Here is a 13,525-nt window from a genome sequence, read left to right on the forward strand (position 1 = left end):
CATTATTAGACGGTAAAATTATTATAAATAAGAATTTGGGTTTATTTGACGCTTTTATTTTTATTAAATTTAGAGTTCAATTTCAATAGAACATGACAATTATCATCTTAATAATTGTGCTTTAATTGGAAATTTGCGACAAATAAAAACAAGTTTATGAGGGAGCAAAGTTGTTTTCATTGTGGTTTATCTATTGAACAAAATGAAGAAATTGAGTTTGATGATAAGAAGTTTTGTTGTGCAGGCTGTAAAACGGTTTACGAAATTTTCAGTCTTAACGATTTAGCCTCTTATTATGATTTTGAAAAATCGCCTGGTGCCACACCACAAGACATTGCAGGTAAATACGATTTTTTAGATAATGAAGCCATACTATCAAAAGTATTGGAATTTCATGAAGGAAACACTGCTATTGTTTCTTTAAATATTCCGCATATCCATTGCAGTTCTTGTATTTGGATTCTAGAAAATCTAAACCGATTACAGCCTGGAATTAGCATTTCTCAGGTTAATTTCCATGAAAAAAGAGTTCGAATTACCTTTAATTCAGAAACAGTTTCTCTAAAAGAAATTGTGTATTTGTTGAGTTCAATTGGTTATGAACCTTACATTAGTTTAGAAAATTACGAAACAGGAAAAACAAAAGTAGACAGAAGTTTAACCTATAAATTGGGTGTCGCTTTTTTCTGTTTTGGTAATATTATGCTGCTTTCGTTTCCTGAGTATTTCGAAATGAAAGAATTTTGGTTAGATAGCTACAAACCGTTCTTCCGATTATTAATATTTCTTTTAGCCTTACCAAGTTTCTTATATTCAGCAAGCGGCTATTACGTTTCTGCTTATCACAGTATAAGAACTCGAATGTTCAATATTGATATTCCAATTGCGTTGGGAATTATCGTAATGTTTGTTCGTAGCACCTACGATATGCTTATGGATCACGGACCTGGTTTTTTTGACAGTTTAGCAAGTTTAGTGTTCTTTATGCTTTTAGGAAAAATGTTCCAAACTAAAACATATAGTTTTCTAAGTTTTGAAAGAGATTTTAAATCCTATTTTCCAATTGCCGTTACTAAAATCAATAAAGACGCTTCAGAAGATAATGTTGCGATTTATGATGTTGTAAAAGGTGATCGTTTATTGATTCGTAATCAGGAATTGATTCCGGTTGATGGAATTTTAATCAGCGAAAACGCCGAAATTGATTATAGTTTTGTGACGGGAGAAGCGGTTCCAATTACTAAAAAATCAGGAGATAAAGTTTTTGCAGGCGGAAAACAGATTGGAAAAGTAATCGAAATGGAGGTTTTGCATTCTGTTTCTCAAAGTTATTTGACTCAATTGTGGAGTAACGAAATCTTTCAGAAAAAAGTAGATCAAAAACACAAAACCATTACAGATGCAATTAGCCGTTATTTTACCCCTATTTTATTGATGATTGCATTTGCTGGTTTTGGTTACTGGATTTCTATAGATGCCAATATTGCTTTTAATGTTTTTACAGCAGTTTTAATTGTGGCTTGCCCGTGCGCATTGGCATTAACGGCTCCGTTTACTTTTGGTAATATTTTGAGAATTTTAGGAAAGAAAAAATTCTATTTAAAAAATGCTGTGGTAATTGAACAATTAGCAAAAGTTGACACGATTGTTTTTGATAAAACAGGAACTATTACAACCAATAAAAAATCGAACATTTTATATGAGGGAAATGTTATTTCTGATGAAAATATTGTTTTGATTAAGAATGTTTTACGTGCTTCAAATCATCCTTTAAGCAGAATGCTTTACGACTTTTTACCCGAAACAAAACGAGTTAATATTTCTGAATTTCAAGAAATTACTGGAAAAGGAATTTTGGCTGTTGCCGAAAATAAAGAGATTAAAATTGGTTCAGGACAATTTGTCGGTAATTTGGTTTCTGATGGTTCAGAAATTGAAAAAACGGCTTTACACATTAAAATTGATGGAATTTATTTTGGAAGATTTGTTTTTCAAAACCAGTATAGAGAAGGATTGGAAACTCTTTTTTCAAAACTGAATAAAGATTACGAAATCAAAGTGCTTTCCGGAGATAATGATGGAGAAAGAGCTAACTTAGAAGCGATTCTTCCTAAAAATACCGAACTAGTATTCAACCAAAAACCAGATCAGAAACTCGAATTTATTAAACAACTTCAAGAAAAGGGAAAGAATGTTATGATGGTTGGAGATGGTTTGAATGACGCCGGAGCTTTGGCACAAAGTAATGTCGGAATTTCGATTTCAGAAAATGTAAATGTTTTTTCGCCAGCTTGCGATGCTATTTTAGATGCTTCAGAATTTTCACGTTTGAATTACTTTTTAAAGCTTTCTCATAAGGCGATTTTTATCATCAAAATGAGTTTTGGCTTATCATTGCTCTACAACGTTATTGGACTGGCATTTGCAGTCACAGGAAACCTTCTTCCGTTGGTTGCTGCTATCATTATGCCGTTGAGTACAATTACCATCGTCAGCTTCGTTACTTTTATGTCTAACTATTTCAGTAAGAGTAATTTAGAATAATTTTAAATAATTGAAAAGATATTTTTTTTAATTTTATTATTCTTCTTTGACCATGATAATTATCATATTTTAAACGCCGATTGCCTAGTAATTTTGTTAACATAAATTTACGGTATGAGTGTTATTTATCTTTTAATTTCAGTAAGTATTTTCGTAGCAATTTGTTTCTTCATTGCTTTCATTATTGCTGTCAAATCTGGCCAGTACGACGACGATTATACACCTTCAGTCAGAATTCTTTTTGACGATGAGACCAAAATTATTTCCCAAAATAATAATTCACCAATCGAAGAAAAACAAGTATAATTATGGAAATGGAACAGTTTTATTACGACAACAAAATTGTAAAAAAATTCATTTACGCCACAATACTCTTTGGAGTTGTGGGTATGTTAGTGGGACTTACCCTCGCGGTAATGTACCTTTTTCCCAACATTACAGATGGGATCTCGTGGCTTAGCTACGGCCGTTTAAGACCATTACACACCAACGCTGTTATTTTTGCCTTTGTGGGTAATGCCTTTTTTGCCGGAATGTATTATTCTATGCAGAGATTGTTAAAAGCCAGAATGTTTAGTGATTTCTTAAGTAATCTTCATTTCTGGGGATGGCAGTTAATTATTGTAGCTGCAGCAATTACACTTCCGTTAGGTTATACTTCTTCTAAAGAATATGCAGAATTAGAATGGCCAATCGATATTGCAATTGCTTTAATTTGGGTGGTAATGGGAATCAACATGATTGGTACCATGTTACGCCGTAGGGAGCGCCACTTGTACGTAGCAATCTGGTTTTATCTCGCAACATTCGTAACAGTAGCGGTACTACATATTTTTAATAATATCGAAATTCCGGTTTCCGGTTTAAAAAGTTATTCCGTTTATGCCGGTGTTCAGGATGCATTAGTGCAATGGTGGTACGGACACAACGCGGTAGCATTCTTCTTAACGACTCCGTTTTTAGGATTAATGTACTATTTTGTGCCAAAGATTGCCAACAGGCCTGTTTATTCTTATAGATTATCAATTATCCACTTTTGGTCTTTAATCTTTATCTATATCTGGGCAGGACCTCATCACTTGTTATATTCTGCATTACCAAACTGGGCACAGAATTTAGGAGTAGCTTTCTCAGTAATGCTAATCGCTCCATCTTGGGGAGGTATGATTAACGGACTTTTAACGCTAAGAGGTGCATGGGACAAGGTTCGTGAAGAACCAGTTTTAAAATTCTTTGTAGTAGCAATTACAGGTTACGGTATGGCAACGTTTGAAGGACCGATGCTTTCTCTTAAAAATGTAAATGCTATTGCGCACTATACAGACTGGATCGTTGCTCACGTTCACGTTGGAGCTTTAGCTTGGAATGGTTTCATGTCGTTTGCGATTATTTACTGGTTAATTCCACGAATGACAAAAACAAATTTGTTTTCTAAAAAATTGGCAAACTTCCATTTCTGGATTGGAACTTTAGGTATTATTGTTTATACAATTCCGTTGTATGTGGCTGGTTTTCAACAAGCATCTATGTGGAAACAATTTAATCCGGACGGAACTTTAACTTACGGTAACTTCCTTGAAACTGTAACCGCTATTATGCCAATGTATTGGATGAGAGCTATCGGAGGTACTTTGTACTTAGTGGGGATGCTGACATTGGTTTACAACATTATCATGACAGTTAAACAAGGTTCTCCAGTTGAAGATGAATTAGCTCAGGCTCCTGCTTTACAAAGAATCAGTAGCGGAAGAGTAAGAGGAGAGAAATTCCACTCTTGGTTAGAAAGAAAACCAATCCAATTAACAATCTTAGCTACAATCGCGATTTTAATTGGTGGTATTATTCAGATTGTGCCAACAATTATGGTAAAATCAAATATTCCGACTATTTCAAGTGTAAAACCATACACACCTTTAGAATTGGAAGGACGTGATTTATATATCAGAGAAGGTTGTGTGGGATGTCACTCACAATCCGTTCGACCATTCAGAAGTGAAGTCGAACGTTACGGAGTGCAATCAAAAGCGGGAGAGTTTGTTTACGATCATCCATTCTTATGGGGATCAAAACGTACAGGTCCTGATTTATTGAGAGTTGGAGGTAAATACAATGATAACTGGCACTTTAACCACATGTGGAATCCGCAAAGTACATCTGCAGGATCAATTATGCCAGGATATAAATGGCTATTTGATAACAAACCGCTTGATATTTCATTGACACAAAAGAAAATGCAGGCTATGATTACTTTAGGTGTACCATATACTCCTGAAGATGTTGCCAATGCTGAGAAAACTTTAAGGACTCAGGCTGTTAAAATAGAGAAGAGTTTAGAAAGCGATCCTGACTTTGTAAAAAGCTATGAAGACAGCCGTAAAAAAGCGGCTGCAAAAGGAGAGAAATTCGTTCCAATGAACGAAAGAGAAATCGTTGCTTTGATTGCTTACATTCAAAGACTTGGTACTGATATTAAAGTAAAAGAAACTAAATAACAGCATTATGTTCGAACAAATAAAACACAATATGGAAACAATATCGGGTGTAGAATTATACCCGATTATTTCCCTCTTGATTTTCTTCTTCTTTTTTGTAGGATTAGGCGTTTGGGTATTCTCTTATAAAAAAGATAAAATTCAGGAAATGAGTAACATCCCTTTAGATGAAGGACTTAGTGTAATTACAAAAGACAGATAAAATGAAAAAGTTTTTCCCAGTATATGTTAGAGTACCATTGATTTTCTTCATTGTCTTTGGTTTAATGGAATATTTTGTTGACTCAGGAGATAGGCCAGCGTTTGTAAAATTTCCAATGATTTCGGTATTCTTATTTGCCTTCTTATTCATTTTGATTGCTATTGAGATTACACTTAGTGCTGTAAATCGTGTCATGTATCAATTAATGACACCAGAAGAAAAAGCCAAAAAAGAATATGAAGAAAGTCTAAGCTTAAAAGAAAGCACTTGGTTTAAAAACCTAATGCAAAAGCTGACAAGAACATCACCTATTGAAAAAGAAGGTGAGATTTTAATGGATCATGATTATGACGGAATTAAAGAGTTAGACAACAATTTACCGCCTTGGTGGGTCTATTTATTTTATATCTGTATCATTTTCGGAGTTATTTATGTAATCCGTTATGATGTTCTTGGGGCTGATAATCAAGAAATGGAGCTGAAAAAAGAAATGGCTCAGGCAAAAATTGATGTTGAAGAGTATTTGAAAACCGCTCCAGATTTAATGGATGAAAAGACAGTTGTTTTACTTACAGATGATGCAAGTCTAGCAGCAGGAAAAGAAATCTTCACCACAAACTGTGCAGCTTGCCACAGAGCGGATGCCGGAGGACAAATTGGACCAAACTTAACAGATGACCGTTGGATTTTAGGAGGAGGAATTAAAAACCTTTTCCATACTATTACAAACGGAGGTAGAGATGGTAAAGGAATGATTTCCTGGAAAGGAACCTTAAAGCCAAAAGAAATTCAGAAAGTAGCAAGTTATATTCTGTCATTGCAAGGAAGTAATCCAAAAGATCCGAAAGAAGCGGAAGGAGATGTTTGGGTTGATGATAGTGCGCCAAAAACTGATGCAGGAGCAGCTATACCAACAAAAGATACCACAACAGTTAAAAAATAATTAGAATACAAATATCATGTCAAATTTACCAGACGAAGCGTTTAGAGATACCATTGGAACTATAGATGAAGGTGGTAAACGGAAATTTATTTTCCCTAAAAAACCGTCTGGTAAGTTTTACGATTATAGAAAAATTGTCAGTTATGTTTTATTGGCTATTTTATTTATAAATCCGTTTATTAAAATAAATGGAAATCAATTTATGATGTTCAATGTTTTAGAACGTCGTTTTAACATTTTTGGATTTCCTTTCTGGCCTCAGGATTTTTACCTCTTTGTAATTTCAATGCTTATTGGAGTTGTATTTGTGCTGTTATTTACAGTAGTTTTCGGAAGGATTTTTTGCGGCTGGATTTGCCCGCAGACTATATTTCTAGAATTGGTTTTCCGCCGAATAGAATATTGGATAGACGGAGATCGAGGTTCTCAATCACGTCTGGCAAGAATGGAATGGAATGGAGAAAAAATTAGAAAAAGACTCCTCAAATGGACCATTTTCTTTGTGATTTCTTTTCTTATTGCCAATGTATTTCTGGCTTATTTAGTTGGAAGCGACAAATTGTTTTTAATGATTGAACAAGGTCCAATTCAACAAGCGAGTAATTTTGTAGCACTTCTTATTTTTACTGGAATCTTTTATTTTGTATTCGTTTGGTTTCGCGAGCAGGTTTGCATCATCGCTTGTCCTTATGGAAGATTGCAAGGTGTTCTTTTAGATAATAAATCGATCAATGTTGCTTACGATTTTGTACGAGGAGAAAAAGAAGAAGGACGTGCAAAATTCAATAAAAAAGAAGACAGAGCATTAACAGGAAAAGGAGATTGTATTGATTGTCTTCAATGTGTTCATGTCTGCCCAATGGGAATTGATATTAGGAACGGAACACAGCTAGAATGCACGAACTGTACAGCTTGCATTGACGAATGCGATCATATTATGGAATCTGTAGGATTGCCAAAAGGTCTTATTCGTTACGCTTCTGAAGACGAAATTGCTAAAAAAGAACCTTTCAAGTTTACAGCTAGAATGAAAGGATATACAGCTGTTCTCTTTATTTTATTAAGCATTTTTGTTGGAATGCTGTTTTTAAGAACTGATGTTCAGGCAGTTGTTTTGCGTTTACCAGGACAGTTATTTCAGCATAATGGGGATAAAATCAGTAACGTTTACACTTATAAAATTGTAAACAAAACAATGAAAGATTTCAATGATATTCATTTTGAGTTAATTGATCAGAAAGGTGAGATAAAAAATGTTGGAAAACAGCATTTTAAAGTTGCCAAAGAAGGAATTTCTCAAGGAACATTATTTATTGAAATAAAGGAAGTTTTATTAGAAAGTGATAAAACAAAAGTAAAAATAGGAGTTTACAATGGTTCTGAACTCATAGAAACTACATCAACAAATTTCTTAGGACCACGCAGTTTTAATTAAAATATTTAGATTATGAAAATTAATTGGGGCACAGGAATCGTCATTGCATTCGGATTGTTTATGACATTTATATTATATTTTGTTTTTGAAGTACAATCAAACTCTAAATACGATAATGATTTGGTTGTCGAAGAATACTATAAACACGACACGCATTTTCAGGAAGAAATGGCGAGAATTCAAAACGCTCACGATTTGCAGCACAAACCTTCAATCAAATATACAGATAGTGGAGTAGCTGTAACTTTTCCTGCTGGATTTGAAAGTGATAAAGTACAAGGCAACATCTTGTTATACCGACCTTCAAATAAAAAGTTTGACTTTAATACCAAAATTGCCTTAACAAATTCTTCTATTGTTATTCCACAGAAAAAATTAATAAAAGGACGTTGGGATGTTAATATGGAATGGCAATATGAAGGCAAAAAATATTTAACTAAAGAAGTAATTTACGTAAACTAATTGCAAAATGTTGTTTTCAGCTTTCTTTTTAGGTCTTATCAGTAGTCTGCATTGTGTTGGCATGTGCGGGCCAATTGCTATGATGCTTCCTGTAGACAGACAAAATGAAGCCAAAAAAGTAACGCAGATTTTGACCTATCATTTTGGAAGATTAACAGCTTATGCCACAATCGGATTAATATTTGGATTATTAGGAAGAGGTTTTTTTCTAGCAGGATTACAACAGAAAATGTCCATCATCATTGGTGTAATCATGATTATCGTAGTTTTGATTCCAGAGAAAAAATTTGCTAATTATAATTTTTCAAAACCGATTTATAAAATCATATCTAAAATTAAATCAAACCTTGGAGCTCAATTTAAAAACAAGAGTTATAAATCTCTTTTTACGATTGGTCTTCTAAATGGATTTCTTCCTTGCGGAATGGTATATGTAGCGCTGTTTGGAGCAATTGCAATGCAAAGTGCTGGTTTTGGTGTTTTGTATATGCTCTTATTCGGAATAGGGACAATACCTTTGATGACAATTGTAGTATATGTAAATTCATTACTAAAATTGCCTTTCAGAAATAAGATTCAAAAGGCAATTCCGTATGTTGCTGTAATTATTGGAGTTTTGTTTATCCTTAGAGGATTAGGACTTGGAATTCCATACATTTCTCCTTCAAATATGAGTCTTTTTGTACAGCAGGCTCCCAACTGTCATTAAAATACATCTTACTTTAATTTTATACAGTCATCGAAAACAAGTTGGTTTCCGGTGACTTTCTTTTTAGATGTAAATCGAAAGCCATGCAGATGTTACGTACAAATGGCCTTCCTTCTTCTGTAATTTTAATTGAATTTTCTTCAATGATAATTAAACCATCATTTTCTATTTCTTGTAAAGCAATTAAAACTTCGGGAAGTTCTGTGAAATTTAAAGATTCTTTTGTCCAGGAAGTTTCTAATTCACAAGTTAGATTTAAAATATGCTTTCTAATTATAAGATCTTCATCGTTTAAAATATGACCTTTTACAACAGGTAATTTATCCCATTCTAACAATTGATAATAATCTTCCAGATTTTTAGTGTTTTGAGCAAAGCTATACCAGCTGTCACTAATGGAAGAAACACCTAAACCTATCATGACTTGTGTTTTAGAAGCACTGTATCCCATAAAGTTGCGGTGTAAATTTTCATTGTGAGCTGCTTTGTATAGACTATCGGTTTCTAAAGCAAAATGATCCATTCCAATTTCATGATAACCATTTTGGGCAAGCAGTTTTTTTCCAGTTTCATAAAGCTCTCTTTTTTCAGCATCTTTTGGCAGGTTTTCATCATTAAAACCACGTTGTCCGTTTCCTTTTATCCAAGGAACGTGAGCATAACTGTAAAATGCCAATCGGTCTGGTTTTAGAGAATTTGTTTTTTCAACCGTATCAATTACATCTTCAATGGTTTGAAAAGGAAGTCCAAAAATTATATCGTGTCCAATAGAAGTATAACCAATTTCTTTTGCCCAAAAAGTTACTTTAGCAACATTGTGAAAAGGTTGGATTCTATTAATAGCTTTTTGAACGGTAGGAGAATAATCCTGAACACCAAAACTCACTCGGCGAAAGCCTAATTCATACAGTTTTTTTAACTGTTCATGTGTTGTGTTATTTGGGTGACCTTCAAAACTGAATTCATGATTTTCTGCTTTTACTGCATAGCTGAAAATTCCATTGATTAGTAATTCCAGATTTTCTTTTGAAAAGAATGTTGGTGTTCCGCCTCCTAAATGGATTTCTTTAATAACAGGTTTTTCAGGAAGTATTTTACAATACAAATACCACTCTTTTAAAAGCGCTTTAATATAAGTTTCTTCGACAGAATGGTTTTTGGTAATTCTTTTGTTACATCCGCAGAAAGTACACATGCTTTCGCAGAATGGCAGATGAATGTATAAACTAATTCCGTTTTTTGAATTGCTTTCTGAAAATGATTTTTGCAAAGAAGTAATCCATTTTTCAGTTGTGAAATCAGCTTCATTCCAATACGGAACTGTCGGGTAGCTAGTATATCTTGGGCCTGGGACATTGTACTTTTGTGTCAAGGAGATTTTCATAATGACGGATTTAGTTTACCTCAAAATTAAAACTTCGATGACCGAGATAAAATGACAAATATCATATAAAAGACAAAAAAAAGAGGCTCAAATTTGAACCTCTTTAGCTGAATTAAATAACTAACGTGAAATAGAATCTTGGATGATTTTATGCCATTTTTTCGCAAACTGATGATCTTGATAAACGCTTATTTGTTTGATGCGGTCATCATCAAAATCATAGAATGGAATTATAATCTTTTTAGATGTTTCTTTGTCTAAGAATTCGAAATCAATTTTAATTATGGTATTCGAATGTGCGTCTGTCGTTGGAATTAATTTACAAGAATCTACAGTGTTTAAATCAACATAAATTGATTCCTGTTGGTTTGGGTTGAAATTCATTAAAATGAATTTATTGTTTTTCTGATCCAGAGTTAATGTTTTGTTGTTGATTGATTCCGTTAAATCAAAACTTTCAGGATTAGAAGGGTTGAACCTTTTCTTAATGTTTAGGATTCTTGATTTACTGGCTGCACTTGAACGAGCAGAAAAATATACTGGGATTGCGACAATAATTAGAATCACAATACCCATAATGGTTGTTGTAGTTTCCATAATGTTTTCAATGAAATAAATAAATTGATACAAACCAGCTTTCAGTTAGAAAGTGGCTATAGTTTGAAGAATAAATCTTCGATTGAATCAAGTTTTATTTACCAGAAAAAATGAAAAGCATAGAGTATGACTAGAACCTTTTTACTTTGAGTAGTAAATAGTTTAGTATATGTTGAAGTATATGTAACGGTTTGATGCTGTGGGATAAGAGGTAAGAAAGAATCTAAACATTTTAATATCCCAGATGAGGCAGTTTTGATGTTTGCCGCAAATTGATAACTGCCTTGCGGCTGAATAAATGCAGATGAATCTCCAGTCTCTTTACAGAAATTAGAATCCGTTTTTTGTGTTTCAGTTATATGCACAGAAGCCGTGTCTGCGTGATAAGCAAACAAACCTGCAATCAAAAGTGCAATAAATATAACGGTTTTACGAATCCAATTCATGTCGGCGAATTTAAGTCATAAAACACAATTAATGAAATTTTATAGAATTAATTAACAAACAAAAATAATCCTCAGTTTTTTCTATTAAAAAACTGAGGATTTATATGGTTATTGTTGCATTTTAAAGTAGTAATCTGCAGAATGTTTGCCACTTCCGTAAAACAAGAAGAATACGCAGATAAATAAAACGATTAATGCTAAAACTAAACTTTCAGAATGCATTTTTCCCATAAAGTTTACGAGAACAGCACCAAATAAAATAGGAAGTTGAGCAGCAATTGCCCAACGGGTTAATAGTCCAAAAATAATCATTATACCACCAATCATATGGGCAGGAGCAATGTAATGCAGCATAAACATTCCTCCTCCAAATTTATCAATAGGGGAAATTAAATCATGCAGGTACTGAATATTGGTGACAAACGAGACACCTTTCATAAATAAAAATCCACCCAAAACAATACGTACTAGATCCACCGGTAAATAAGTGTGCGAGTTCGCCCATTTATTCAAACTTTTTACATTTTCCATGATGTTGTGTGATTAAAAATTATATATAAAGTTACTGATTTTTAAATATATATGTATTTTTTACAGCTGGAAAATGAGTTTTTTGTTTTTTATTTAACGTATTGCTGCCAATTCTTGAAAATCTAAACTTGAATAACGCCCAAATTAAATGGTTTTTGAATAGGAGCATGGTTTGCAGCTTCGATTCCCATTGAGATCCAGGTTCGGGTATCTAATGGATCAATAATAGCGTCGGTCCATAATCTTGATGCAGCATAATAAGGAGAAGTCTGTTCGTCGTAACGTTCTTTTATTTTATTGAAAAGTTCGGTTTCTTTTTCTTCATCGACTACTTCTCCTTTCGCTTTAAGCGAAGAAGCTTCAATTTGGGCTAAAACTTTTGCAGCCTGAGTACCGCCCATAACTGCTAATTCTGCACTTGGCCAAGCAAAAATCAATCTTGGATCGTATGCTTTACCACACATGGCATAATTTCCAGCACCATAAGAATTTCCAACAATAACAGTAAATTTAGGAACAACAGAATTACTTACTGCATTTACCATTTTCGCACCGTCTTTAATAATACCGCCATGTTCTGATTTTGAGCCAACCATAAATCCGGTAACATCTTGTAAAAACACCAACGGAATTTTTTTCTGATTACAATTGGCAATAAAACGGGTTGCTTTGTCGGCGCTGTCAGAATAGATTACACCACCAAACTGCATTTCACCTTTTTTGGTTTTTACCACTTTTCTTTGATTGGCAATAATTCCAACTGCCCAACCATCTATTCGTGCATAGCCAGTAATTAGCGATTGTCCGTAACCGCCCTTGTAAGCTTCAAATTCTGAATTATCAACCAAACGTTTAATGATTTCCATCATATCGTATTGTTCAGTTCTTGCTTTTGGTAAGATTCCGTAAATTTCATTTGGTTCTAAAGCTGGTTTTTCGGCTTTGATTCTGCTGTAGCCTGCTTTTTCAAAATCACCAATTTTATCTACTATATTTTTGATTTTATCTAAAGCGTCTTTATCATCTTTTGCTTTATAATCAGTAACTCCTGAAATTTCACAATGCGTTGTTGCTCCGCCTAAAGTTTCGTTGTCAATGGTTTCGCCAATTGCCGCTTTTACCAAATAACTTCCGGCAAGGAAAATACTTCCGGTTTTATCCACGATTAAAGCTTCATCGCTCATAATTGGTAGATAAGCTCCTCCTGCGACGCAGCTTCCCATAACGGCAGCAATTTGGGTAATTCCCATACTGCTCATTTGAGCGTTGTTTCTAAAGATTCGCCCGAAGTGCTCTTTATCCGGAAAAATTTCATCCTGCATTGGCAGATAAACTCCTGCGCTATCTACAAGATAAATAATAGGAAGTCTATTTTCGATTGCGATTTCCTGCGCGCGAAGGTTTTTCTTTCCTGTAATTGGAAACCATGCCCCGGCTTTTACAGTAGCATCATTTGCTACAACAATACATTGTTTACCTTTAATATATCCTATTTTAACCACAACACCTCCAGACGGACATCCTCCGTGTTCCGGATACATTCCTTCACCTGCAAAACCGCCGATTTCAATACTTTTAGAATTTTCATCCAATAAATAAGCGATTCTTTCGCGAGCGGTCATTTTGCCTTCGGCATGTAGTTTTTCGATACGTTTTTCGCCTCCGCCTAATTTAACTTTGGCAAATTTTTGTTTTAATTCAGAAAGGAGCAGTTTATTGTGATCTTCGTTTTTATTGAAGTTTAAATCCATGATATAGTATTGATTTTACAAAATAGTGT

Annotated in this window: 13 protein-coding genes; 8 read left to right on the plus strand and 5 right to left on the minus strand. The window is 33.9% G+C overall.

The features are described 5' to 3' along the window. The first annotated feature begins 156 nt into the window (after positions 1-156). The 8 genes from HNP35_RS16485 to HNP35_RS16520 all read left to right on the plus strand — a co-directional run bounded on the left by HNP35_RS16485 (position 157) and on the right by HNP35_RS16520 (position 8,787). Positions 157-2,544, plus strand: a complete 2,388-nt coding sequence (locus HNP35_RS16485) for a heavy metal translocating P-type ATPase (protein WP_184164544.1) — start codon at positions 157-159, stop codon at positions 2,542-2,544. Positions 2,545-2,658: 114 nt separating this feature from the next. Beyond that, complete coding sequence (gene ccoS / locus HNP35_RS16490) at positions 2,659-2,850, plus strand: cbb3-type cytochrome oxidase assembly protein CcoS (protein ID WP_091491194.1); 192 nt, start codon at positions 2,659-2,661, stop codon at positions 2,848-2,850. A gap of 2 nt (positions 2,851-2,852) precedes the next feature. After that, positions 2,853-5,036 (plus strand): cytochrome-c oxidase, cbb3-type subunit I, encoded by a 2,184-nt coding sequence (ccoN, locus tag HNP35_RS16495; protein ID WP_184164547.1) that lies wholly within the window; start codon positions 2,853-2,855, stop codon positions 5,034-5,036. Between the two features lie 7 nt (positions 5,037-5,043). Next, positions 5,044-5,238, plus strand: a complete 195-nt coding sequence (locus HNP35_RS16500) for a CcoQ/FixQ family Cbb3-type cytochrome c oxidase assembly chaperone (RefSeq protein ID WP_184164550.1) — start codon at positions 5,044-5,046, stop codon at positions 5,236-5,238. A 1-nt stretch (position 5,239) separates the two neighbouring features. After that, complete coding sequence (locus HNP35_RS16505; protein WP_184164553.1) at positions 5,240-6,181, plus strand: cbb3-type cytochrome c oxidase N-terminal domain-containing protein; 942 nt, start codon at positions 5,240-5,242, stop codon at positions 6,179-6,181. Positions 6,182-6,197: 16 nt separating this feature from the next. Beyond that, positions 6,198-7,616, plus strand: coding sequence for a cytochrome c oxidase accessory protein CcoG (ccoG, locus tag HNP35_RS16510; RefSeq protein ID WP_184164556.1), 1,419 nt, complete (start codon positions 6,198-6,200; stop codon positions 7,614-7,616). 12 nt (positions 7,617-7,628) lie between these two features. Next, the gene (locus tag HNP35_RS16515) at positions 7,629-8,078 is read left to right on the plus strand and encodes a FixH family protein (protein WP_184164559.1); all 450 of its coding nucleotides are present in this window, start codon (positions 7,629-7,631) and stop codon (positions 8,076-8,078) included. A gap of 7 nt (positions 8,079-8,085) precedes the next feature. Beyond that, positions 8,086-8,787: a sulfite exporter TauE/SafE family protein gene (locus tag HNP35_RS16520; protein WP_184164562.1), complete on the plus strand. Its 702-nt coding sequence runs from the start codon at positions 8,086-8,088 to the stop codon at positions 8,785-8,787. 19 nt (positions 8,788-8,806) lie between these two features. Here HNP35_RS16520 and hemN read toward each other — a convergent pair whose 3' ends face one another. The 5 genes from hemN to HNP35_RS16545 all read right to left on the minus strand — a co-directional run bounded on the left by hemN (position 8,807) and on the right by HNP35_RS16545 (position 13,496). Next, a complete protein-coding gene (hemN, locus tag HNP35_RS16525) occupies positions 8,807-10,171 on the minus strand; it encodes an oxygen-independent coproporphyrinogen III oxidase (RefSeq protein WP_184164565.1) in 1,365 nt (454 codons plus the stop codon). A gap of 120 nt (positions 10,172-10,291) precedes the next feature. Then, positions 10,292-10,768, minus strand: a complete 477-nt coding sequence (locus HNP35_RS16530; protein WP_184164568.1) for a hypothetical protein — start codon at positions 10,766-10,768, stop codon at positions 10,292-10,294. A gap of 98 nt (positions 10,769-10,866) precedes the next feature. Then, positions 10,867-11,214: a hypothetical protein gene (locus HNP35_RS16535; RefSeq protein ID WP_184164571.1), complete on the minus strand. Its 348-nt coding sequence runs from the start codon at positions 11,212-11,214 to the stop codon at positions 10,867-10,869. A gap of 108 nt (positions 11,215-11,322) precedes the next feature. Next, positions 11,323-11,745: a DoxX family protein gene (locus tag HNP35_RS16540; RefSeq protein ID WP_184164574.1), complete on the minus strand. Its 423-nt coding sequence runs from the start codon at positions 11,743-11,745 to the stop codon at positions 11,323-11,325. A gap of 122 nt (positions 11,746-11,867) precedes the next feature. Further along, a complete protein-coding gene (locus HNP35_RS16545) occupies positions 11,868-13,496 on the minus strand; it encodes an acyl-CoA carboxylase subunit beta (protein WP_184164577.1) in 1,629 nt (542 codons plus the stop codon). Positions 13,497-13,525 lie beyond the last annotated feature (29 nt).

The sequence above is a fragment of the Flavobacterium notoginsengisoli genome, assembly GCF_014207905.1.
Lineage (GTDB): Bacteria > Bacteroidota > Bacteroidia > Flavobacteriales > Flavobacteriaceae > Flavobacterium > Flavobacterium notoginsengisoli_A.